The 22341-nt window shown below is 60.5% G+C and carries 18 protein-coding genes, 2 tRNA genes and 1 riboswitch; of the genes, 11 read left to right on the top strand and 9 right to left on the bottom strand.

The window, feature by feature from the left end; all coding sequences use genetic code 11:
- Nucleotides 1-20 precede the first annotated feature (20 nt).
- From mnmE to rpmH, 5 genes are all read right to left on the bottom strand, one after another.
- A complete protein-coding gene (gene mnmE / locus QZ656_RS11690) occupies nt 21-1385 on the bottom strand; it encodes a tRNA uridine-5-carboxymethylaminomethyl(34) synthesis GTPase MnmE (protein ID WP_291993544.1) in 1365 nt (454 codons plus the stop codon).
- Nucleotides 1386-1487: 102 nt separating this feature from the next.
- A complete protein-coding gene (yidC, locus tag QZ656_RS11685; protein WP_291993543.1) occupies nt 1488-3176 on the bottom strand; it encodes a membrane protein insertase YidC in 1689 nt (562 codons plus the stop codon).
- Nucleotides 3177-3202: 26 nt separating this feature from the next.
- Nucleotides 3203-3412 carry a membrane protein insertion efficiency factor YidD gene (gene yidD / locus QZ656_RS11680; RefSeq protein ID WP_291993542.1) on the bottom strand — a complete coding sequence of 70 codons (210 nt, stop codon included), beginning with the start codon at nt 3410-3412 and terminating at the stop codon, nt 3203-3205.
- 4 nt (nt 3413-3416) lie between these two features.
- Nucleotides 3417-3815, bottom strand: a complete 399-nt coding sequence (gene rnpA / locus QZ656_RS11675) for a ribonuclease P protein component (RefSeq protein ID WP_291993541.1) — start codon at nt 3813-3815, stop codon at nt 3417-3419.
- Nucleotides 3812-3946, bottom strand: coding sequence for a 50S ribosomal protein L34 (gene rpmH / locus QZ656_RS11670; protein ID WP_291993540.1), 135 nt, complete (start codon nt 3944-3946; stop codon nt 3812-3814). The genes rnpA and rpmH overlap by 4 nt, the downstream gene beginning before the upstream one ends.
- Before the next feature lie 322 nt (nt 3947-4268).
- On the opposite strand from rpmH, the gene dnaA reads away from it, so the two are divergent.
- The 3 genes from dnaA (at nt 4269) to gyrB (ending at nt 9547) form a co-directional block, all read left to right on the top strand.
- Nucleotides 4269-5669: a chromosomal replication initiator protein DnaA gene (dnaA, locus tag QZ656_RS11665; RefSeq protein WP_291993539.1), complete on the top strand. Its 1401-nt coding sequence runs from the start codon at nt 4269-4271 to the stop codon at nt 5667-5669.
- A gap of 210 nt (nt 5670-5879) precedes the next feature.
- Nucleotides 5880-7010, top strand: coding sequence for a DNA polymerase III subunit beta (gene dnaN / locus QZ656_RS11660; protein ID WP_291993538.1), 1131 nt, complete (start codon nt 5880-5882; stop codon nt 7008-7010).
- Nucleotides 7011-7078: 68 nt separating this feature from the next.
- A complete protein-coding gene (gene gyrB / locus QZ656_RS11655; RefSeq protein ID WP_291993537.1) occupies nt 7079-9547 on the top strand; it encodes a DNA topoisomerase (ATP-hydrolyzing) subunit B in 2469 nt (822 codons plus the stop codon).
- Between the two features lie 83 nt (nt 9548-9630).
- On the opposite strand, the gene pyrF is transcribed toward gyrB, so the two are convergent.
- Nucleotides 9631-10452 (bottom strand): orotidine-5'-phosphate decarboxylase, encoded by an 822-nt coding sequence (gene pyrF / locus QZ656_RS11650; RefSeq protein WP_291993536.1) that lies wholly within the window; start codon nt 10450-10452, stop codon nt 9631-9633.
- Nucleotides 10453-10623: 171 nt separating this feature from the next.
- On the opposite strand from pyrF, the gene QZ656_RS11645 reads away from it, so the two are divergent.
- From QZ656_RS11645 to thiC, 6 genes are all read left to right on the top strand, one after another.
- On the top strand, nt 10624-11235 hold the full coding sequence (locus QZ656_RS11645) for a toluene tolerance protein (RefSeq protein ID WP_291993535.1): 612 nt from the start codon (nt 10624-10626) through the stop codon (nt 11233-11235).
- 16 nt (nt 11236-11251) lie between these two features.
- A tRNA-Ala gene (locus QZ656_RS11640) sits at nt 11252-11327 on the top strand.
- Between the two features lie 25 nt (nt 11328-11352).
- Nucleotides 11353-11428, top strand: a tRNA-Glu gene (locus QZ656_RS11635).
- 345 nt (nt 11429-11773) lie between these two features.
- Nucleotides 11774-12682 (top strand): DUF4338 domain-containing protein, encoded by a 909-nt coding sequence (locus QZ656_RS11630; protein WP_291993534.1) that lies wholly within the window; start codon nt 11774-11776, stop codon nt 12680-12682.
- A complete protein-coding gene (locus tag QZ656_RS11625) occupies nt 12679-14199 on the top strand; it encodes a transposase family protein (protein ID WP_291991619.1) in 1521 nt (506 codons plus the stop codon). The genes QZ656_RS11630 and QZ656_RS11625 overlap by 4 nt, the downstream gene beginning before the upstream one ends.
- A gap of 288 nt (nt 14200-14487) precedes the next feature.
- Nucleotides 14488-14587, top strand: a riboswitch (TPP riboswitch).
- Between the two features lie 93 nt (nt 14588-14680).
- On the top strand, nt 14681-16597 hold the full coding sequence (thiC, locus tag QZ656_RS11620; RefSeq protein WP_291993533.1) for a phosphomethylpyrimidine synthase ThiC: 1917 nt from the start codon (nt 14681-14683) through the stop codon (nt 16595-16597).
- A gap of 141 nt (nt 16598-16738) precedes the next feature.
- Here thiC and QZ656_RS11615 read toward each other — a convergent pair whose 3' ends face one another.
- The gene (locus QZ656_RS11615; protein ID WP_291993532.1) at nt 16739-17086 is read right to left on the bottom strand and encodes a DUF1840 domain-containing protein; all 348 of its coding nucleotides are present in this window, start codon (nt 17084-17086) and stop codon (nt 16739-16741) included.
- Nucleotides 17087-17261: 175 nt separating this feature from the next.
- On the opposite strand from QZ656_RS11615, the gene QZ656_RS11610 reads away from it, so the two are divergent.
- Nucleotides 17262-17966 (top strand): pseudouridine synthase, encoded by a 705-nt coding sequence (locus QZ656_RS11610; protein ID WP_291993841.1) that lies wholly within the window; start codon nt 17262-17264, stop codon nt 17964-17966.
- A gap of 143 nt (nt 17967-18109) precedes the next feature.
- The gene (locus QZ656_RS11605; protein WP_291993531.1) at nt 18110-19021 is read left to right on the top strand and encodes a hydrogen peroxide-inducible genes activator; all 912 of its coding nucleotides are present in this window, start codon (nt 18110-18112) and stop codon (nt 19019-19021) included.
- A 78-nt stretch (nt 19022-19099) separates the two neighbouring features.
- Here the strand turns inward: QZ656_RS11605 and QZ656_RS11600 are convergent, their stop codons facing one another.
- Both QZ656_RS11600 and QZ656_RS11595 read right to left on the bottom strand, forming a co-directional pair.
- Nucleotides 19100-21679 (bottom strand): DNA topoisomerase III, encoded by a 2580-nt coding sequence (locus QZ656_RS11600; RefSeq protein WP_291993530.1) that lies wholly within the window; start codon nt 21677-21679, stop codon nt 19100-19102.
- Between the two features lie 212 nt (nt 21680-21891).
- Nucleotides 21892-22338: a DUF494 domain-containing protein gene (locus tag QZ656_RS11595; RefSeq protein ID WP_291993529.1), complete on the bottom strand. Its 447-nt coding sequence runs from the start codon at nt 22336-22338 to the stop codon at nt 21892-21894.
- Nucleotides 22339-22341 lie beyond the last annotated feature (3 nt).

The raw sequence follows: 22341 nt of genomic DNA, 5'->3' as shown, positions 1-22341 counted from the left end.
TGCTTTCCTTTCGGGTCTGGCTATTTGCCAATACAAAAACGCCCAAAAATCTCGCCCAGCAAGTCGTCGGCGCTGAATTCTCCCGTTATCGACGCCAAAGCCAGTTGCGCCAACCTTAGTTCCTCGGCGAAAAGTTCGAGTTGCGGTAAGCGCAAGCGGGCTTCCTGAAGATGCTGGCGAGTTTGAGCCAAGGCGCGCAAGTGGCGTTCGCGAGCAATGAAAACGTCTTCAGCTGGCTGCCAGCCGGCGATCCGCAGCAGCGCTTGCCGCAAGAGCTCGATCCCCTCGCCGGATTTTGCCGAAAGCGAAATCGCCACAGCATCGTCTTCATCATCATGGCGTTCTGCCGGCCGCGCCGTAAGGTCAATCTTGTTGTACACGGTCAACCGCGCCAAGTGCGCGGGAAGTTGCGCGAGTATCGCGCGGTCGGCCTCACCGACGCCGCTGCGCGCGTCGACCAGCAAGACGACGACATCGGCGCGATCAATTTCGCGCCAGGTCCGTTCGATTCCGATCTTCTCGATCGGGTCGTCGGTTTCGCGAAGCCCGGCGGTGTCGATCACATGCAGCGGTATTCCTTCGACTTGCAGAGTGCTGCGCACCAGATCGCGGGTGGTACCCGGCAGCGGCGTGACGATCGCCAGGTCGTCGCCAGCGAGGCGGTTAAGCAGGCTTGACTTGCCAACATTCGGTTGGCCAGCGAGGACAACGTGCAGGCCGCCCTGCAGCAAACGACCCTGCCGAGCGCGGTCGAAGACTCGAGCCAGACGGTCTTGCATGCGATCCAGACGGCCGAAGGCGTCGGCGGCCTCGAGAAAATCAACCTCCTCGTCGGGAAAATCGAGCGTCGCTTCGACCAGCGCGCGCAGTTCGATCAGTTGCTCGAGCAAAGCGTTTACTTCCCGCGAGAAGTCACCCTGCAGCGAACGCACGGCGCTACGCGCCGCTGTGGCGGTCGCCGCGTCGATCAGGTCGATGACTGCTTCAGCCTGCGCCAGGTCCAGCTTGCCGTTGAGGTAGGCACGACGCGTAAACTCGCCGGGATCGGCGATTCGCGCGCCAAGTTCCAGACAGCGCGCCAGCAGCAGCTGCATGACCAGCGGACCGCCGTGACCGTGTAGCTCGACGACGTCTTCGCCGGTGAAGGAGTGCGGCGCCGGAAAGTACAGCAACAGGCCGCTGTCGATGACGCTGCCGTCGGCAGCACGGAAGTCGGCGCGTGTTGCCAGGCGCGGCCTTGGTCGCTTGCCGCTCAGCGTCTCGGCGACATCGAGGAGGGCGTCTCCGGAGATGCGGACAATGCCGACGCCACCGCGACCTGGCGCGGTGGCGATGGCGGCTATGGTCGTTGCAGCGCTAACGTGAAAGTCGCGTTCGCAACTCACAAATCTCCCTTGTCGCCGCGGGAAAAGCGCCAGGAATGAGGTAAATGGTCATCACCTTCACGATCGGTGGCAGCTCGAATGGTCATGACCGCTGCTGTCGACTCAAGCCTTGGCGTCGTTGGCAGCCTTTTTGCCACCTTCTATCATCCGTGTGATCTGCCATTGCTGGGCTATCGACAGGGTGTTGTTGACCACCCAGTAGAGCACCAGACCGGCCGGAAAGAAGAAAAACATGGCGCCGAAGATGAACGGCATCATCATCATCACCTTGGCCTGGATTGGGTCCGGCGGCGTCGGATTGAGCCTAGTCTGGATCAGCATCGTCGCCACCATAATAACCGGCAGGACATAGAACGGATCGGCAGCCGAAAGATCTTTAATCCACAGGATCCACGGCGCATCGCGGATTTCGACAGCGCCAAGCAAAGCCCAGTAGAGCGCGATGAACACCGGAATCTGCACGGCGATCGGCAGGCAGCCACCCAAGGGGTTGATTTTCTCGCGCTTGTAAAGCTCCATCATTTCCTGGTTGAGCTTCTGCCGGTCGCCGCCGAAGCGTTCCTTGAGAGCGACCAGACGCGGCGTGACGGTGCGCATCTTGGCCATCGACTTATAGCTCGCAGCAGATAGCGGGAAGAACAGCAGCTTGATGCCGACGGTCAGCAGAACGATCGCCCAGCCCCAGTTGCCGACCAGCTTGTGGATCGCCTGCAGGCACCAGAAGATCGGTGCGGCAACAATGGTCAGCCAGCCGTAGTCGACGACCAGCGGCAATCCCTGCGCACCGATACCCCCATCGGCCGCAGGCAGCGCCAGGTGATCAAGAATGCCCTGAAGCTGCGGCCCGGCATAGAGTGGAAGGGACAGCGCGACTTTTGAGCCGGGCGCCGTCACCGGCACTGGCACGATGACGCCAGCGCTGACCGCGGGATCGACGCTGCCGTCGAGTTTGCGCATGTAGAACTCCCGTGCCAGACCTTCCGGAGGGATCCACGCCGAGACGAAGTAGTGCTGAACCATCGCTACCCAGCCATTGTCCGCCTGCGTCGCGAACTTGGCTTTGCCACTTTCGATGTCCGCAAAATGGACCTTCTGATACTTGTCCGCCTCTGTATAAACGGCCGGGCCGGTGAAGGTCGACACCATCCGGCTCTCGCCTTCGGGGGCCTTGATGTCCCGCTGCAGCTGGTAGTAGGCGTGTACCGCGACGTCCTTCTCGCTACCGTTGTCGATCTCCTGGACAAGGTTGATCAGGTAGCTGCCACGAGTGAAGGTGTAGATTTTGGCGACCTTGACGCCATTGACGGGCGGCGCTTCGAGGCGAAGTTCAATGGTCTTGGCATCACCGGCGAGTTCTCTGCTGCCGGCAAGCGGCGAAAAGAGGGTCTTGTGGTTGGGCAAGCCATCACCGATCAGACCGCTCTGCGCAGCGTACCTGTGGCGAGCGTCGAACAAGGCGAAGTCCTTGCTCTTGGACTCCGTGTCCTTGTAGTCGTTGAATACCAGGCGGACGATATCGCCGCCCTGTGCCGATACCTCAGCGGTAAACAAGTCGGTCTTGACGGTGACTGTTTCGGCCGTCTGGGCTGTCGTACCGATCGGCGCCTGCAGAGGAGTAGCTCCGGGAGCGGCGGCGTGCAAGCTGCTCGACGGCTGCGGCGCCGACGTGCCGCTGGCGCTGGTGGCGACTGGCGGTACGACGGGGGGGTGATTGTACTTCTGCCAGGCATCCCAGAGCATCACCAGCGAGAACGAGAAGACAAGCAGCAGAAGCAGGCGTCGGTTATCCATGAAAGCCTATACAGTTTGATTGTTGTTCAGGGTACGGGGTCAAAACCACCCGGGTTCCACGGATGACAGCGAAGAAGCCGCTGCAAGGCCAGTCTTGTTCCCTTGCCGGCGCCGTGCTTTTCGAGCGCTTCAGCCGCATACTCGGAACAGCTTGGGAAGAAGCGGCAACGACGCCCGAGCATCGGGCTGAGCGCGTAGCGGTAAAAGCCTATCAGGGCAAGCAAGATCTGTTTCATCGGCTCATTGTTCAGCTACGATCATCCTGCCAAGCAAGCGCTGAATCTCCCGCGCCAGGGCTTGCCGATCGAGTGCTGTCGGCTTGACCGCGAGACGCAGCACCAAGTCAGACGACTGCAGACGCGAACGCAGCAGACGAAAATGCTCTCTGGCCAGTCGCTTGACAAGGTTGCGATCGACGGAACGACGCAGGAAACGCTTGGCGACGACCAGACCAAGCCGCGCTGCGGGCTTTTCAGCGCAAACACGAGGGCAGTAATGTAGCAGGAAATGGCGGCTTTTCAGCACCTTCCTGAAACCAAAAACGGATGAATACTCATCCGTTTTCAACAGCCGGTAGTGCTTTGGGAAGGCCGCAGCCCTGGCCGGACGATCACCGGCAGGACCACATCCAGCGCTCAAACCGCCAGACGGTGACGGCCTTTGGCACGACGAGCGCGAATCACCGCACGACCGCTACGAGTGGACATACGAACGAGGAAGCCGTGTGTACGCTTGCGGCGAACGACCGACGGTTGATAGGTGCGTTTCATGGTTAAACCCTTGGAGTCAAAGCGAAGTAAACGCGTAATTAGACAGTCTGTGGCCAAAGCTTGTCAACACCATATTTTCCCCCATGCTGTGGATAACTTTCTGCCTACGCGTTAGAATTGACGCCTTGACGCTTCCGCCAGAACTGTAACAGTGACCCGCAGAGGTCATCACAGATCCTCGCCACGAGCCACCCGCGGTCGCCTGCGCCGAACGGGTATTGTGCGTCATCCTAATGATTCTAAATGGATTTTTCAGGGCCTTCGGCCCTCTTTTTGGGCTTTTTCAGCGCCCAACTTCGGAACCTCAGAGCAATGATCGTCAATGAGTAGTTTCTGGTCCTCCTGTCTGGGCCAGTTCGAGCAGGAACTTCCGCCGCAGCAATTCAATACCTGGATCCGCCCGCTTCGTCTGGAAGGGGGCGAAGACCATGCACACGGATTGCGTCTGCTGGCGCCGAACGGCTTCATCCTGAAGTGGGTCAAGGAGCGCTATCTGACGCGCATCGAAGAAATGGCCAGCGAACATTTTTCGGTGCCGGTCAGCATCGCACTGAGCCTGGGCGCCCGCGTCGAAGCGACGAGCAGCACGGCGTCTGGCTCGAACAACGAGAGCGCCCGCGACGACAAACGCGCAACGCTGACCACGGCAGCAGCGATCAACAACGTGTCGCTGGTCGAGCGGGGTCGTTCAGCGTACGAAAAAACGCGTTTGATTCAGACTTTTACCTTCGACAACCTGATCGTCGGCAAGGCCAACGACCTGGCCCGGGCGGCTTCCCGACAGGTGGCCATCAACCCCGGTGAGACCACCTACAACCCCTTGTTCATCTATGGTGGTGCTGGTCTGGGGAAGACCCACCTGATACATGCCATAGGCAATCATATTCTCGATAACCACCCCGAAAAGATCGTGCGCTACGTGCATGCCGAGGACTACTATTCCGACGTCGTTCGTGCCTATCAGCAAAAGTCCTTTGATGTCTTCAAGCGCTACTATCGCTCGCTCGACGTGCTGCTTCTTGATGACGTACAGTTCTTCAATGGCAAGAACCGCACGCAGGAAGAATTTTTCTACGTTTTCAACGCCCTGAGCGAGACCAAAAAGCAAATCGTCATCAGTTGTGACACCTATCCGAAAAACATCTCGGGTCTGGAAGATCGCCTGATTACCCGTTTTGACTGGGGCTTGACGGTTCAGATCGAGCCACCGGAGACCGAAATGCGGGTCGCCATCCTCAAGAAGAAGGCCGAAGTCGACGGCGTCGACCTCGACGACGAGGTCGCTTTCTACATCGCCAAGCATCTCAGGTCCAACGTTCGCGAACTCGAGGGGGCGCTCAAGAAGGTCCTCGCCTACTCGGCTTTTCATGGGCAACGACTGTCCCTGGATCTCGCCAAGGAGGCGCTGAAGGATGTGATTGGTGCAGTCAACAGGCAGCTGACGGTCGACAACATTCAGAAGACCGTCGCCGATTACTTCAAGATCAAGGTCTCGGACCTGTTTTCGAAGAAACGAACGCGGGTGATCGTCAGACCACGGCAGATCGCCATGTGGTTGGCCAAGAATCTGACGACGCTGAGCTACCCGGCAATCGGCGGTGCTTTTGGTGGCCGCGACCATACCACTGTTCTGCACGCGGTTCGAACCATCGACGATCTACGGACCAAGGACAACGATCTCAATCACGATGTACACGTCCTGCAGCAGGTGCTCAAGGGCTGAAGAGGCGCTGTATAAGTCGGTGCGAAAGCAGCTGACAAAAAGTGGAGAACTTGCGAAAAAAGGGCCTGTGGATAAGTTGTTCAATTCTATGCACAGCAGCATACGGACTTTTTTCAGGCTTTAAAAACGCTCTACTGTGCTGATTTTTAAAAAAAAATTTGACATATCAACAGATTTGTTCGGACTATAGTCTTTATAGGATCTATATATATGCTTCTTATTAATACCAAACGCGACACCCTTCTGGCGCCTTTGCAGGCGGTTTCGGGCATAGTGGAGAAGCGTCATACGCTGCCAATTCTTTCCAACGTCTTGCTGGAAAAGTCGGGGGATGTCCTGACCTTGCTGGCTACCGATATCGAGATCCAGATTACGAGTTCGACCAACGGTGCGACCGGTGACGGTAACGGCGCGGTCACCGTCGGCGCGCGCAAGTTGCAGGAAATCCTGCGTTCCTTGCCGGAAGCGGCTGAGGTGAGCCTGACGCTTGATGACCGGCGCCTGCAAGTCAAGGCGGGAAAGAGTCGCTTCAGCCTGCAAACCTTGCCCGCCGAGGACTTCCCGAGCATGACGATGGTCGATGGCGAGGCCAGACGGTTTACCGTTGCTCAAAAAGATTTTCGCAAGTTGCTGGGGCAAACGCAGTACGCTATGGCCACTCAGGACGTTCGCTACTACCTGAATGGGCTGTTGCTGCTGGTCGATGCAAACGAGCTGCGGGCGGTGGCCACCGATGGTCACCGACTGGCTTACGCCAGCATGCCGCTCGCCGACGCTCCCGAGGCGCTGCGCGTCGAAGGTGCTGCGCGTCAGGAACTGATCTTGCCGCGCAAGACGGTGATCGAGCTGAATCGCCTGCTCGGCGACAACGACGAGCCGCTATCGATCGAAGTGCTGCCCAGCCAGGTGCGCTTCCGCTTTGGCGAGATCAATCTGGTCTCGAAACTGATCGATGGTCGCTTCCCGGATTACGAAAGAGTCATTCCGGCGAGCCTCAAGAACGTCGTTTCGGTTAGTCGTAGCGCGCTACTGCAGTCGATGGTACGGGCGGCCATTCTGACCAACGAGAAGTTTCGTGGCGTCCGTCTGGTGCTCGCCGAGGGTAGCCTGAAGATCATGGCGGCCAACGCCGAGCAGGAGGAAGCGCAGGAAGAGATCGAGGTCGATTATCAGGGCGAAGCGCTGGACGTGGGTTTCAACGTTGCCTACCTGCTCGATGTGCTGAATCACAGGTCCGAAGAAACGATCGAGTGGGGTTTCAACGATGCCAACTCCAGCGCTTTATTGACCATCCCCGGCAACGACCGTTTCCGATACGTGGTGATGCCAATGCGCATTTGACCTGCGCCTGAAAATGGAACCTAGTGGTAGCAGCAGCGCTTAAACCAAGAGAAAGCAGTGGATCGACAATGACTGAAGAGAACTCACAAGGCGCCTACGACGAATCGAGCATCCAGCAACTGGAGGGTCTGGAGGCGGTTCGCAAGCGGCCGGGGATGTATATCGGCGACACCTCCGATGGCACGGGCTTACACCACATGGTGTTCGAGGTCGTTGACAACGCGATCGATGAGGCGCTGGCCGGTCATTGTGACGATATTGTCATCACCATCCATGCCGACAATTCAATCTCGGTAACCGACAATGGGCGCGGTATTCCAACCGGCATCAAGTTCGATGATCGCAACGAGCCGAAGCGCTCGGCGGCCGAAATCGTGATGTGCGTGCTGCACGCGGGTGGCAAGTTCAATCAGAACTCGTACAAGGTTTCTGGCGGTTTGCACGGCGTCGGCGTGTCGTGCGTCAACGCGCTGTCAAAGTGGTTGCGCCTGACGATTCGGCGTGATGGCAAAAAACATCTGATGGAGTTTCATCGGGGACTGGTCCCCGATCGGTTGCTCGAAGTGCAACGGGGAGTCGAGGTATCACCGATCAGAGTAGTCGGCGAGACCGAGAAACGCGGTACGGAATTGCACTTCATGGCCGACGAGGAAATTTTCGGACACGTCGAGTTTCACTATGAAATTATCGCCAAACGCCTACGTGAGCTGTCGTTTCTGAACAACGGCGTAAAAATTCGGCTGATCGACCAACGTAGCGGCAAGCAGGAGGATTTTGCTTTCCTCGGCGGCGTCAAGGGGTTTGTCGAGTACGTCAATCGCACGAAGTCGGTATTGCATCCGAATATATTCCATGCCGAAGGTGAATCGCTGACGGTCAACGGTGCGATCAGCGTTGAAGTGGCGATGCAGTGGAACGACAGTTATGTCGAACAGGTACTTTGTTTTACCAACAACATCCCGCAAGCCGACGGCGGAACGCACATGACCGGCTTGCGGGCAGCGATGACGCGGGTGATCAACCGCTACATTGAAGAAAACGAGATCGCCAAGAAGGCCAAAGTCGATATTGCTGGCGACGACATGCGCGAAGGTCTGGCTTGTGTGCTGTCGGTGAAGATGCCCGATCCGAAGTTTGCTTCGCAGACCAAAATGAAGCTGGTCTCGTCGGAGGCGCGCCCGGCCGTTGAGGAAGTAGTGGCAGCGAAACTGAGCGAGTTTCTACAGGAGCGACCGCTCGACGCAAAGGTGATCACCGGCAAGATCATCGAAGCGGCGCGGGCGCGTGATGCGGCCCGCAAAGCCAGGGAAATGACGCGTCGCAAGGGCTTGCTGGACGGCGTTGGGCTGCCCGGCAAGCTGGCAGATTGCCAGGAGAAAGATCCGGCACTGTGCGAGCTTTATCTGGTCGAGGGAGATTCCGCTGGCGGTTCGGCAAAGCAGGGCCGTGACCGCAAATTTCAGGCGATTCTACCGCTCAAGGGTAAAATACTTAACGTTGAAAAAGCGCGTTTCGATAAGTTGATCTCTTCGCAGGAAATCGTCACCTTGATCACGGCCCTCGGCACTGGCATTGGCCAGGACGAATACAAACCCGAGAAACTCCGCTATCACCGCCTGATCATCATGACCGACGCGGACGTCGACGGTGCGCACATCCGGACGCTGCTGCTCACTTTCTTTTACCGTCAGATGCCCGAGCTGATTGAAGGTGGTCACGTTTACATCGCCCAACCGCCGCTCTACAAGATCAAGCACGGCAAGACCGAGCGCTATATCAAGGACGATCAGGCGCTCAAGCAGTTTCTTCTCAGCCTGGCGTTGGAAGCTTCGGTATTGATACCCAAAGCCGGTGCGCCGGAGATCTCTGGCGCGGCGCTGGAAGAGCTGGCACGCGAGTATCTGCTCGCCGAAGCGGTAATCAATCGCTTGTCGCACCTGATCAATCCGGAAGTTCTGCATGCCTTGATCGACGCCAATCTGAAGATTGACCTGGCCGACGAAGCGTCGGCTGTGGCGAGTGGCCACGCTTTAATGAAGGCGGTCGGTGACAAGCTCGAAATTGATATTCATGCCCGTTACGACGATGTTCACGAGCGCTGGCAGCTGCGCCTCGAGAAAATGCTGCATGGCAACTTGAAACTTGGCGTTATAGACGAGGATTTGCTGGTCAGCGGTGACTACGCGCAGCTGCGCAAGACTGCCGAGATCCTGGCCGATCTGTTCGGTCCGGGCGGTGTCGTCGTTCGCGGCGAGAAGCGGCAGACGGTAAGCACTTTCGCCGAGACCATGCAGTGGTTGCTCAACGAAGTCGAACGCGGTGTCAGCAAGCAGCGCTACAAAGGCCTCGGCGAAATGAACCCGGAGCAGCTCTGGGAAACGACCATGGACCCGAGCGTACGGCGCTTGCTTAGAGTCCAGATCGAAGACGCGATCGGCGCCGACGAGATTTTCACGACCTTGATGGGTGAACTGGTCGAACCGCGTCGTCACTTCATCGAGACCAACGCTTTGGCGGCGCGGAATATCGACGTTTGAGCGGCGGTCAGACCTTGTAGTCGCGACCCGCGCCCAGGGGCCGCAAAGCGGCCTTTTGGCAAGACCGACCGGGCGCCGTCAAGTCAGCGTGCCTGGCGGTGCTCGTTGATCGCGTCGCGTGTGGCCGCCGCTACCTGTCGTGCCTGCTGCGCGTAATCTTCGCCGGTGCCGGCGTAGAGGATCGCTCGCGATGAATTGATCAGCAGGCCTTCGCCCCTGGTCGTGCAGCCAGCGCGGACGGTAGCTTCGATGTCGCCGCCCTGCGCGCCGATGCCGGGGACCAGTAGCGGCATGTCACCGGTCAGCGCGCGAACGCGGGCGATTTCAGCCGGAAACGTTGCGCCGACGACCAGCGCGCATTGGCCGCTCTGATTCCATTGATCACTGACCAGGCGTGCGAGGTGTTCGTAGAGTTTTTCGCCGCCGACATCGAGGAACTGCAGGTCGCTGCCGCCGGCGTTTGAAGTCCGGCAGAGCAGGATGACGCCCTTGTCCCGGTAGGCCAGAAACGGCTCGACCGAGTCACGGCCAAGGTACGGGTTGACGGTGATCGCATCGGCCTTGAAGCGTTCGAAGGCCTCGATCGCGTACTGTTCGGCGGTACTGCCAATGTCGCCACGCTTGGCATCGAGGATTACCGGGATCGTCGGATGCTGCCGGTGGATATGTTCGATCAGGGCTTCGAGTTGGTCTTCGGCACGTTGCGCCGCGAAGTAGGCGATTTGTGGTTTGAACGAGCAGGCCAGGTCGGCCGTAGCATCGACGATCGCTTTGCAGAATTCAAAAATGGCGTCCGGCTGTTCGCGCAGGTGTGCCGGGAAGCGCTTCGGGTCCGGATCGAGGCCGACACATAGCAGGCTGTTGTGGTCGCGCCAGGCGGCGTGGAGGGAATGCATGAAGTTCATTGGGTGCTCGCGGGGGCTGGTTGCAAAGGCGTCATTTTAAGAGCTATGCCAGCCGGGCGGACACTCCTTGGTGGCCGCTGACGGGTGTCGACACGCGTGTTCTTGCCGGTAATTCGAGAGCGGCCTGTACCGGAGAAGGTAGACTGAGCGCTTTCGAGCGAGGGGATCATCTTGAAGAGACTCGAGCAGGAAGACTATCTGGCGATGCGTGCCGGGGCGTGCATCCTCGAGGCCGATGGTTTTGGCGAAAAAGTGCTGCAACTGGCCGACGGGACGATGCTCAAGCTTTTTCGGCGCAAGCGCTTTTTTTCTTCAGCCGCGTGGTATCCGTACGCGCAACGTTTTGCCGACAATGCCGAAGCCTTGCGTCGGCCTCGCATTCCGGCGCCGGCGGTCATCGATGTCTGGCGAATTCCCGCGATCGGCCGCGATGGTGTGCACTACCATCCGCTAGCCGGGCAGACGCTGCGCGAAATGCGGGCCCGTGGGATCGACGCGGCGAGCGAACGGGCAATGAAGATGGCATTCACGCGCTTTGTCATCAGCTTGCACGAATGCGGCGTTTATTTTCGTTCGCTGCATTTGGGCAACGTGGTCTACACGCCCGACCAAGAATTCGGCCTGATCGATATTTCCGATGCCCGGATTGGTCGGCGCCCGCTCAGCAAGCACCTGCGTGCGCGCAACCTGAGCCGCCTGCAGGGCATCGCCGGCGAGTGCGACTGGGTGGACTACCCGACGGTGATGGATTGCGCTTTACAAGAAAAGCCGCGAAGCCTATAATCCGCGCTTCTTTCGAGGGGGTATAGCTCAGCTGGGAGAGCGCTTGCATGGCATGCAAGAGGTCCGCGGTTCGATCCCGCGTACCTCCACCAGCAGTTCGAGAGAAGCCAGTTCCGGGTCCCCATCGTCTAGAGGCCTAGGACACTACCCTTTCACGGTAGGTACCGGGGTTCGAATCCCCGTGGGGACGCCAACGCGACTGCAGATGTTGCAGCGCCTCAGGCAGTGCGATCAAGGATCTTCGCGGCCGCTGTTCGCGATCCCGAAAAAGCATAAATCGGCGGCGTCGTAACTGCTGTAACTGTCAATTCCACGCTCTTCGGCCGATCTCGAACGACTTCTTGTTGATCGCTCGTGGCGCCTACGGTTAAGTTTCTGCCTGCGGCTCAGCGCTGAAGCATGACTGCGCCAGCCCAGTACTGGCAAGGCGTTGCGGTGGGCAGGCAAAAAAGGTTTCGCACAAGGGAGCTAGACAGCCGGGGGGACTTCTGGCAGGATAGGTGGAGGGTCATTGGTCCACGTTTCAGCCGGAGGTATCGTGGTGGTTGCAACGAGCGAAGGGGAGTGGGTGCACTGCGGTCGCGTATTCAGCGCCGCGGAGATCGCCGAGGTGTGCGGGACGGTGGCGTGGCTGCCGGGATTGGCGCGCAAGGAGTTGGCGGCGACGGTCTGCGAGCACCTGGGGTGGACCACTCTGACAGGGACGGCGAAGATCAGCGCCTGCCTGGAGTTTCTGGAGCGTTTGCAGGCGGCCGGGCTGCTGACACTGCCGGCGATAAGGCCGTCGTCAGCACGCCGTTGCGCGCCGCCCGCGGCACCCGTAGATACGGTCACCGGGGAGCTTCCCGTGCACTGCGCCCTGTCGGCACTCGCACCGGTCTGCCTGGAAGTCGTTCGCGACGCGGCGTTGGTGGCGCAGTGGGATGCGCTGGTGGCGCGCTGGCACCCACTGGGTTTCCAGGGGGCCTTCGGCTACCGCCTGCGCTACTTCATCACGGCGGGCGACCGGCGGCTCGGCAGCGTCCTGCTGGCCGGCGCTGCCCGCGCGGTCGCCGTGCGCGACCGCTGGATCGGCTGGACGGCCCAGGCCCGCCGCGAGAACCTGGCGCGGGTGGTGAACAACAGCCGCTTCCTGATCTTTCCCCACGTCCGGGTGCCGCATCTGGCCAGTCATGTGCTCGGACAACTCGCGCGCCGCGCACGCGCGGACTGGCTCGATCACTGGGGCTTCGAGCCCCTGTTGCTGGAGACTTTCGTCGATCCTCGTCACTATACCGGCACCTGTTACCGCGCGGCCGGTTGGCAGTTGCTCGGGGCAACCAGCGGGCGCGGGCTGGCCCGCCCCGGCCAGTCGTATCGCAGCACGCCCCGCCAGGTGTGGCTCAAACCGCTGAGCGCCGATTGTCGCGACCGGCTGTGTGCCACCCCTGGGAGCTCCCGGCCATGAGCAAACCCTGCCGTCGCCCGACACGCGCTGCCCTCAAGGAGCTGCGCTCAGAGAAGAAACGGCAGGAAAAGGCACTGAACGCGAAACGGCGCGCGAGTGGACAAGTCCTCCACTCCCCCACTTCTCTGCCCAACCGATGCTCAGCCTTCGCGACCGTCGGCGAGGAAAGGGAGGCCCGCGAGGACGCCGTGAGCAAAAAGACGCGTCTCCTGCGCAAAGAGCTACCCGCCTTGCTCGAGCAACTGGAACAAATTCCCGACCCGAGAGACCCCAGGAAGCGCCGCCACAAGCTGACCGCGCTGCTGCTTTACGGTCTGCTGATGTTCGTCTTTCAGTTCTCCTCTCGGCGCGAGACCAACCGCGAAATATCCCGTCCCCAGTTCATGGCCAACCTCCACCTGCTGTTCCCGGAGATCGAGACCCTGCCACACGCCGACACCCTGTTTCGGCTGCTGCGCGACATCGACCTTGACCACCTTGAGCAGGCCCACGTCGATCTGGTGAAGCGGCTGATCCGCGGCAAGAGCTTCCGCCGCTATCTGATCAACCACTGCTACCCCATCGCCATCGACGGCTCGCAGAAGGTCGCCGGCGACACCCTCTGGGCGGAGGAACTCCTCCAGCGCACCGTCGGCAAGGAGGAAACCCGCCACACCCAGTACTTCGTCTACGTCCTCGAGGCCAGCCTGGCTTTCCACAACGGCCTGGTCGTCCCACTGCTCAGCGAGTTCCTCGAACACGCGCTGGGCGATACCGAAGCGCAAAAGCAGGACTGCGAGCTGCGCGGCTTTGTGCGCTTGAGCGACCGGCTCAAGACGCTGTTCCCCCGCCTGCCGATCCTGCTCCTGCTCGACGGCCTTTACGCCAACGGGCCGGTGATGCAGCGCTGCTTGCGCGCCCACTGGCAGTTCATGATCGTGCTTAAGGACAAGGATTTGTCCACGGTCTGGCAGGAGTTCCGCGCACTCCACGCCCTGAAGCCACAAGCCGTGCAGCGCGCTTGGGGAAGGCGCCGACAACACTTCAGCTGGGTCAACGACATCGACTACGCCTTCGCGGCCAACGGGCGTCAGCGTCTCAAGCTGAACCTGGTGGTCTGTGAGGAAAGCTGGGAAAAGATCGATGAACAGGCCAGGACCGTCACCGAAACATCGCGCCACGCCTGGCTCTCCAGCCAACCGCTCAGACAAGACAATGTCCATGAGCGCTGCAACCTCGGTGCCCGCCACCGTTGGGGCATCGAAGCGGGCTTCCTCGTCGAAAAACATCAGGGCTACCACTACGAGCATGCCTTTGCCCTCGACTGGAATGCCATGAAAGGCTATCACCTCCTCATGCGCCTGGCGCATGTGTTCAATACCCTGGCACGTTTCACCCGGCAGTTACGCAACCTGTATCAAGAACTCGGTGTGCGCGGCGCCATCGCCTTCATCCGTAATTCCTGTGCTGCGCCCTGGCTTGACCCAGCACGCCTGCGTCTGCTTCTCGCCGAACCGTTCCTGCTGCAACTCGAATAACCTTGCCCAGGCCTGCCCAACACATCTTCCCAAGCGCGGCGCACCCCGCGCCGGGAAAGGCTCGCCTGGCGATCGTAACGGAGCTCCCTCGACCTCTCCTGTCCCACTGACTGAACACCAAACCCCCGCGCCGCAAGCGCTCCCTTGCCGCTAGCCAACCCCCATCTGGCCGCCTCGGCGGCGAAAGTGGGCGTAACCGGCAAGTGCTGTCGATTCGGGGAGGTCATGCGTCAGGGCTGCCTGCGGCTAATCATTCTTGCCAAAAATCAGCACTTCCAGTAACTTGAGCGCTCGCGTTGGGGGTGCCTCGTCGGTTTCGGCGGGGCTGAGAGAGTCCCTTCGAACCTGTACGGGTCATGCCGTCGTAGGGAAGCGGAGCGCAGTTTCTGCGTCGGGTGCCACCGTCTCGCTCGTCTTGCTGACCCTTGCACGCTGCTTGTTGCCGTAGCGCTTTTGCCCTAGCCCTTTGCAAGGAATCACCATGAACGCTAACGAGAAATTTATTGCTGCTGACGCGCACGTCGACCAGGCGGCGATCAAGCCCTTGCCGAATTCGCGGAAAATCTACGTCACCGGCAGTCGCCCTGATCTGCGCGTTCCTATGCGCGAGATTTCTCAGGCCGATACCGACACCGCTTTCGGTGGTGAGAAGAACCCGCCAATCTACGTCTACGATTGTTCCGGGCCGTATTCCGATCCGCAGGCGAGCATTGATATTCGTCAGGGCCTGCCGGCGCTGCGCGCCCGCTGGATTTCCGAGCGCGCTGACAGCGAATCGCTTGCCGACCTGACGTCGGACTTCGGCCGTAACCGGGCGGCCGATGCAGCGCTCGACGAGCTGCGTTTTCCCGGTCTGAAGCGCCGGCCACTGCGCGCTAGAGGCGGCGCCAACGTCAGCCAGATGCACTACGCGCGGCGCGGGATGATCACGCCGGAGATGGAGTATGTGGCGATCCGCGAGAACAACAATCGTCGCGCCTACGTTGAGCAGTTGAAGGCGTCGGGGCCGCAGGGCGAGCGTTTTGCCGAAATCCTTTGTCGTCAGCACCCGGGCCAGAGTTTTGGCGCCAGCCTTCCGGACGAAATTACCGCCGAATTCGTACGCTCCGAAGTGGCGCGTGGGCGGGCAATCATTCCCTGCAACATCAATCACCCGGAAAGCGAGCCGATGATCATCGGTCGCAACTTCCTGACCAAGATCAACGCCAACATCGGCAATTCGGCGCTTGGTTCGAGCATCCAGGAAGAAGTCGAGAAGATGACCTGGTCGATCCGTTGGGGTGGCGATACGGTGATGGATTTGTCTACCGGCAAGAACATCCACGAAACGCGAGAGTGGATCATCCGCAACAGCCCGGTACCGATCGGCACGGTGCCAGTTTACCAGGCTCTGGAGAAGGTAAATGGCAAGGCCGAAGACCTGACCTGGGAGATCTTCCGCGACACATTGATCGAGCAGGCCGAGCAGGGGGTCGACTACTTCACGATTCACGCTGGCGTGCTGCTGCGCTACGTGCCGCTGACCGCCAGTCGCTTGACCGGGATCGTCTCGCGCGGTGGCTCGATCATGGCCAAGTGGTGTCTGGCGCACCACCAGGAGAGCTTCCTCTACACGCACTTCGAAGATATTTGCGAGATCATGAAAGCCTACGATGTCGCTTTCAGTCTCGGTGACGGCCTGCGCCCGGGGTCGATCTACGACGCCAATGACGAAGCGCAACTCGGTGAGTTGAAGACGCTTGGCGAACTAACCCAGATTGCCTGGAAGCACGACGTACAGGTGATGATCGAGGGGCCCGGGCACGTGCCGATGCAGCTGATCAAGGAGAACATGGACCTGCAGCTGGAGCAGTGCCAGGAAGCACCGTTCTACACGCTTGGCCCCTTGACGACCGACATCGCTCCCGGTTACGACCACATCACCAGTGGCATCGGCGCGGCGATGATCGGTTGGTTCGGAACCGCCATGCTGTGCTATGTGACGCCGAAGGAACACCTCGGTTTGCCTGATAAGGACGATGTCAAGGTGGGAATCATCACCTACAAGCTGGCGGCGCACGCGGCCGACCTGGCCAAGGGTCATCCGGGTGCGCAGATCCGCGACAACGCGCTGTCGAAGGCCCGCTTCGAGTTCCGCTGGGACGACCAGTTCAACCTCGGCCTTGACCCCGACAAGGCGCGCGAGTTTCACGACGAAACGCTGCCCAAGGAATCGGCGAAGGTGGCTCACTTCTGCTCGATGTGCGGGCCGCATTTCTGTTCGATGAAGATCACCCAGGAAGTGCGCGAGTTCGCGGCCGCGCAGGGAGTCAGCGAAACGCAGGCGCTGGCCAAGGGAATGGAGGCCAAGGCGATCGAGTTCGTCAAGGCTGGCGCGGAAGTGTATCGGAAGGTCTGAGCGCTAGCGTGTAAGCGGGCAGCGTCGGCTTTTGGCACCAGCCCTTACCGTTTGTTGGACAACAAAGGGTGGCCGAGCAAGGCGCTGCGGCGCATCGCTCGGCTGGCGCGGGCTTGTGGCGCTTGGCGCCGGCACGAATTTTCAGAAGTCCTTGGCTGCTTCCCAGAGGATGAATCCTTCTTCCTTGCGCGTCCACTGCAGCAGTTCGATCAAGGGGTAGGCGCGCTGCGCCAAACCGACCGGCGGTTCTGGTGTGGCTTGATCGTCGGCGCTGTCGCCTGCGGCTTGCGGTTGGTCGTCGGTAGTATCTCTACCGGCGCCGGAGCCGTCGGCGGCCAGGCGTAGTTTTTCGATGGCGTTTGGCAATTGCTCGCAGGTAATCACGCCGCGTGCGCTGCAGTCCTTGCCGATGATCTCCAGCAATACGCGGGCGACCGGGGAGAACATCATGATCTGCCCCGAGGTGTTGGAGGTGAACTTGACCAGCATGGTGTCGGTTTCCTTCAAGTTGAGAACGATGCTGCCTATTTTCGTCGCCGCAAGAGGCGAGAACAATAGCCGGGCGACGAGAGGTATGGACTGGGCTTGGACGGTGAGACAATGGCTAGCTCCGGGGCACACGGCAGCTCGCCGCTGACCCGGTCTACCGATGGATGGGAAGATGATGGAACTTGAACGCTTGCTGCGGTCACAGGGTTTTGGTAGCCGCGCCGAAACGCGCGCGCTGATCTGGGCGGCACGGGTCAGTGTTGCAGGAGAAATCTGCGAAGACCCCGTGGCACGCTTCGATCCGCAGGGCTTGCGCTTTGCCGTGGACGGCGTCGAGTGGACGTACCGGAAGTTCGCCTACCTGGCGTTGAACAAACCCGATGGTTACGAGTGCTCGCAGCGCCCGCTGCAGCATCCGAGCGTCTATTCGCTGCTGCCGGCGGCTGTACTGGGGCGGGGTGTGCAAGCTGTGGGCCGCCTGGACCTGGATACGACCGGGCTGCTTCTGCTGACCGACGATGGCGCCTTCATCCACAAGTGCACGTCGCCGCGAAAGCGGGTGCCAAAGGTCTATCAGGTGGAGACGCGGCACGCGATCAATGCGGAGCAGGTGGCAGCGCTGTTGGGTGGCGTGGTCTTGCATGACGATCCGCAGCCGATAGCGGCAACGGCCTGCGTGCAGCTGGATGAACGCAGGCTGCGATTGACGGTGACGCAGGGCAGATACCATCTGGTCAAGCGAATGATCGCCGCCAGCGGCAATCGTGTCGAGGCGCTGCATCGTTTGTCAATCGGTGCCCTGGAGTTACCCGATTCACTCGCCGTAGGGCAGTGGATGTGGTTGGATTCACCGGAACAGGCGCTGCAGGCGGAAGGTTAGCCGTCAGCGGTGGAAACAGCCACAGCCAGACCGCGTTTCGCTGGCGCGCGCCACGATTTTTTGGGAAGAGTCGTCATGACTGGAGTACCGATCATCGCGAGAGCGCCGACCACGGTGCTCAGTTTTTCAGCGGGGCTATGGCCATGACCTTGACCGAACTACGCTACATCGTGGCGCTTGCTCGTGAAAAGCACTTCGGCCGGGCGGCGGAAAAGTGTCATGTCAGCCAGCCGACGCTGTCGGTGGCGCTGAAGAAATTCGAACAGCGCTATGGCGTCGTTCTCTTCGAGCGCTCGTCGGCGGAAGTTCGCCTAACGATGATCGGCGGGCAAATTTGCGGGCAGGCCGAGCGTGTTCTGGATGAGGCGGGCAAACTCAAGGAACTCGTCGAACAGGGCAAGGACCCCTTGCTGGGGCCCTTGCGGCTGGGGGTGATCTACACCATAGCGCCGTACCTTCTGCCGCGCCTGATCCCGGCGCTGCACGCGCGCGCGCCGCGCATGCCGCTCTACCTGCACGAAAACTTCACGGTCAATCTGGCGGCGCAGTTACGCCGTGGCGACCTCGACGCAATCGTCGTGGCGCTGCCTTTCGCTGAAGCAGGTATTGTTTCGCGGGTGGTGTACGAAGAACCGTTCTGCGTGCTGCTGCCGAACGGGCATTCGATGACCGAAAAGGATCTGATCGCTCCGGAGGAGGTAGCCGCGGAAAACTTGCTGCTGCTGGGCAATGGCAATTGTTTTCGCGATCAGGTCGTGCAGGCGTGTCCGAAGCTTTCGGCACCAGGCGGTGTTGACGGCGCGCTTGAAGGAAGCTCACTGGAAACTGTGCGTTTCATGGTGGCCAGCGGTGCGGGTATCTCGGTGGTGCCAGCGTCCGCTGCGGCGTCGTGGCCGCGGGACGACTGCCTGTTGGTGGTTCGTCGTTTCAGCGATCCTTGCCCGCTACGCAGGGTGGTAATCGCCTGGCGGGTGAGCTTTCCTCGGCCGCAGGCGATCGATGTCTTGCGGGCAGCGATCCTGGATGCGCCGCCCCCAGGGGTCTTCGTCTCGTAGTCGCGCCGGAACCTGTTCCACGTGAAACAGCGGCTTCCGGCAGTCTGGAAAGCAGCGCGGCGCTGCCAACCCGCGACCTCAGCTGGTGGCCTTGCGACGACTGCCGCTGGACGACTTGACGGTCGTTCCTTCGGCATTCTCTTCGCTTTCCGGCGCGCTGGCCTTCTTGACGGGCGTCTTGGGCACACGTTTCTCGAACTCGAAACCGACCTTGCCATCCGCTCCGCGCACGAGGTAGGCGGAGAACTTGCGGCGCGTCCGCGCTGAAACGAAATCCTTGAGCAGGTCTGTACGGCCGGTACTCAGCAGTTTCCGCATCTGTTCCGGCTCAATGGCTTGCTGGAGGATGATGGTTCCCGAGCGGAAGTCACAGCTCTTGGCCGGCCCTTGCGACTTCTCGCAGACATAGGACATGCCATGCGCGACGACACGGGCCGCACATTTCGGGCAAGGCCCCAGGCTTTCATGCTGCGAGAAGTCGACTTCTTCGCCACCGTCGTTGCTCCCTTGACCGAAGTCGAACTCTGGAGCGTTTTCGGCGTTGAGCTGGATGATGGCGTTGAAGGGACGCCCCATCTTGTTGCGGAAACCGGTCAGCGGGCCGATCCGGCGCTGCGTCAGAAGCTCCTCGATTTCTGCGGCTTCGAACTGCCGGCCGGCGACAATCTTCCACAACGCGAAGTCGCAGCCCTGGCACTGGAATTTCTTGTAGGTCTCCTTGATCAGCCCACCGCACTTCGGGCAAGGCGTCTGCAGTTCGCCGAAATCGCCGGGGATGGTGTCGCTGTCGTAACTCTTGGCGCGGGCGACGATGCGCTCGGTCATCGCCGCGATCTCTAGCATGAAGTCGCTGCGTGACATCTCGCCGCTCTCCATGCGCGCCAGCTTCCACTCCCATTCGCCGGTCAGCTCGGGTGCCGTCAGTTCGGGAATGCCGAGGCCATTGAGCAGAGTCATCAGCGAAAAAGCCTTGGCCGTCGGTAAGAGCTCGCGCCCCTCGCGGTGAAGATACTGTTCGGCGAGCAGGTTCTCGATGATTTGCGCCCGTGTCGCTGGCGTACCGAGGCCACGCCCAGCCATCGCCGCCCGCAGTTCCTCGTCGTCCATGGTTTTGCCGGCACCTTCCATCGCCGACAGCAGCGTCGCTTCGGAGTAACGCGCTGGCGGTCTGGTCTGGTGAGCGCTGAGCAGCACTTCATCGGCCTTGACCACTTCCTTGGGCGCCACGGCGACCAGATTGCCTTCTTCACCGGCCTGTCCCTCACGGCCATAGACCGCCAGCCAACCAGGATTGACCAGCACCTTACCTTCGGTCTTGAACGGCTGCTTCTCGACGCGGGTAATGCGGGTGGTGATCAGGTATTCGGCTGCCGGATAGAAGACCGCGAGAAATCTCTTGACGACCATGTCGTAGAGTTTCATCTCGGGCTCGGAAAGGTGCTTGGGCGCCTGCAGTGTCGGGATGATCGCGAAGTGATCGGAGACCTTGGCGTTATTGAAGATGCGTTTGTTCGGCACCACCCATTGACGCGCCAGGATGTGCTGAGCGAAGGGCGCGTAGCGTGCCAAGGCGGCTTCGTCATGGCCTTTAGCAAGCCCCTCGCCGGTTAGCATGGCCAGCGTTGCGTTGACCGTCTCGCGGTAGTCCTCCGGCAGCGCGCGCGCGTCGGTACGCGGGTAGGTCAGTACTTTGTGCTTTTCATAGAGAGCCTGCGCGAGTCCGAGAGTCGCCTTGGCCGAAAAGCCAAAACGACCATTGGCTTCGCGCTGCAGACTGGTGAGGTCGAAGAGTAGCGCCGACAACTGGCTGGAGGCTTTCGACTCCTCGGTAACAATACCGCTCTTGCCGGCACAAGCTTGCTGCAAGGTCTGCGCGCGTTCTTCGTCCCACAGCCGATCGGCCCGCGCATGCTCGTCGTCTTCCTTACCCTTGAACTTCTCGTCGAACCACTTGCCGCTGTAGGTGCCGGCAGCGCAGCTGAAGACACCTTCGAGTTCCCAGTAGGCGCGCGGCTTGAACTTGCGAATGCGGTCCTCGCGATCGACCATCAGCGCCAGGGTCGGCGTCTGCACGCGCCCGACGGTGGTCAGGTGGAAACCGCCGGTCTTGGAATTGAATGCGGTCATTGCGCGCGTGCCGTTGATGCCGACCAGCCAGTCGGATTCGGAGCGGCAGACCGCGGCGTCGGCCAGACCGCGCATTTCCGGGCCGCTGCGCAGCTTGGTGAAGCCGTCGCGGATCGCCTGCGGAGTCATTGACTGCAGCCACAAACGCTCGACCGGTTTGTTGTTCTTGGCGTGCTGGGCGATGTAGTTGAATATCAGCTCGCCTTCACGGCCGGCGTCACAGGCGTTGATCAGAGCGACGACGTCCTTGCGTTTGATCAGGCGCAGCAACAGCTTCAGTCGCGTTTCCGTTTTCGCGATGGGTTGCAGCGCAAAGTGCGGCGGGATCACCGGCAGATGGGCGAAGGACCATTTGCCACGTTTGACTTCATATTCTTCGGGGCACGCCAGTTCAAGCAGGTGTCCGATTGCCGACGAAACGACGTAGTCGTCACTTTCGAAATAGTCGTCGTGTTTGACGAAGCCGCCGATGGCGCGCGCTACGTCGGCGGCAACGGAAGGTTTCTCGGCGATGATCAGTTTCTTGCTCATGGGCTCTTCATCAGTCCGGGAAGGTGGCCAGAAAATGGCTGGCGGGGTGGCTGAGCTCGGGGGTCTCCGGCGGGCCATGATAAGAGTACTCTACTGCGCTTGGCAAGCAAGGCCGCCCGTTAAAGCCGTGCTAGCACCTTGCGTGATTGCTCGCCTGCGCGTCGTGCCGCTCGTCCGACAGCCGTTTGCGGTGCCGCGTCGCGAAGCGCTACTCAGTGAAACAGCCGCTCACCGTCGTCGAGTAGTTCCGCGACAATCAGGGGCTCCAGAGGCTGTTCACGACTCCAGAGAATCATCAGGACAATGATCTTGAACTGGGCAAGTGGTACCGGCTCGTCTTCGAGGAGCATTGCGCCTTCGACGACCAACTCGCGCAAGGCCGGCGTCAGGACGTCGGCTGCTTCGAGAAAGGCGATAAAGCCGAGGCAGTCGACGCCGAGCTTGCATCGTTCTTCAGTAAGGTAAACTCGCCGCGAGCGCGGATCGCCGGCAAGTTCGACCGGCGGCGCGACTCTCAGACCATCGAGCCAGCGCAGCGTGGCGGTAATGTTCTCGTCCTCGAAACCGACGGCGCTCAAGCGGCGTTTCAGCGTCCTGGTCTTCGGGCGGGCGCTGAAATCCTGATAGTTCTCGAACAGGTAGACGAGGATGTCGATCATCAA

The sequence above is a fragment of the Candidatus Accumulibacter sp. ACC003 genome (assembly GCF_907163085.1).
In the GTDB taxonomy this organism is placed as follows: domain Bacteria; phylum Pseudomonadota; class Gammaproteobacteria; order Burkholderiales; family Rhodocyclaceae; genus Accumulibacter.
Note: the sequence above shows the minus strand (reverse complement) of the source record. Positions and strands in the feature narration are given on the sequence as shown.

Coding starts and splice junctions, on each gene's coding strand:
- yidC (WP_291993543.1), bottom strand. CDS start 3,176: ATGGATAACCGACGCCTGCTTCTGCTGCTTGTCTTCTCGTTCTCGCTG.
- yidD (WP_291993542.1), bottom strand. CDS start 3,412: ATGAAACAGATCTTGCTTGCCCTGATAGGCTTTTACCGCTACGCGCTC.
- rpmH (WP_291993540.1), bottom strand. CDS start 3,946: ATGAAACGCACCTATCAACCGTCGGTCGTTCGCCGCAAGCGTACACAC.
- dnaA (WP_291993539.1), top strand. CDS start 4,269: ATGAGTAGTTTCTGGTCCTCCTGTCTGGGCCAGTTCGAGCAGGAACTT.
- dnaN (WP_291993538.1), top strand. CDS start 5,880: ATGCTTCTTATTAATACCAAACGCGACACCCTTCTGGCGCCTTTGCAG.
- gyrB (WP_291993537.1), top strand. CDS start 7,079: ATGACTGAAGAGAACTCACAAGGCGCCTACGACGAATCGAGCATCCAG.
- pyrF (WP_291993536.1), bottom strand. CDS start 10,452: ATGAACTTCATGCATTCCCTCCACGCCGCCTGGCGCGACCACAACAGC.
- QZ656_RS11625 (WP_291991619.1), top strand. CDS start 12,679: ATGAGCAAACCCTGCCGTCGCCCGACACGCGCTGCCCTCAAGGAGCTG.
- thiC (WP_291993533.1), top strand. CDS start 14,681: ATGAACGCTAACGAGAAATTTATTGCTGCTGACGCGCACGTCGACCAG.
- QZ656_RS11615 (WP_291993532.1), bottom strand. CDS start 17,086: ATGCTGGTCAAGTTCACCTCCAACACCTCGGGGCAGATCATGATGTTC.
- QZ656_RS11610 (WP_291993841.1), top strand. CDS start 17,262: ATGGAACTTGAACGCTTGCTGCGGTCACAGGGTTTTGGTAGCCGCGCC.
- QZ656_RS11605 (WP_291993531.1), top strand. CDS start 18,110: ATGACCTTGACCGAACTACGCTACATCGTGGCGCTTGCTCGTGAAAAG.
- QZ656_RS11600 (WP_291993530.1), bottom strand. CDS start 21,679: ATGAGCAAGAAACTGATCATCGCCGAGAAACCTTCCGTTGCCGCCGAC.
- QZ656_RS11595 (WP_291993529.1), bottom strand. CDS start 22,338: ATGATCGACATCCTCGTCTACCTGTTCGAGAACTATCAGGATTTCAGC.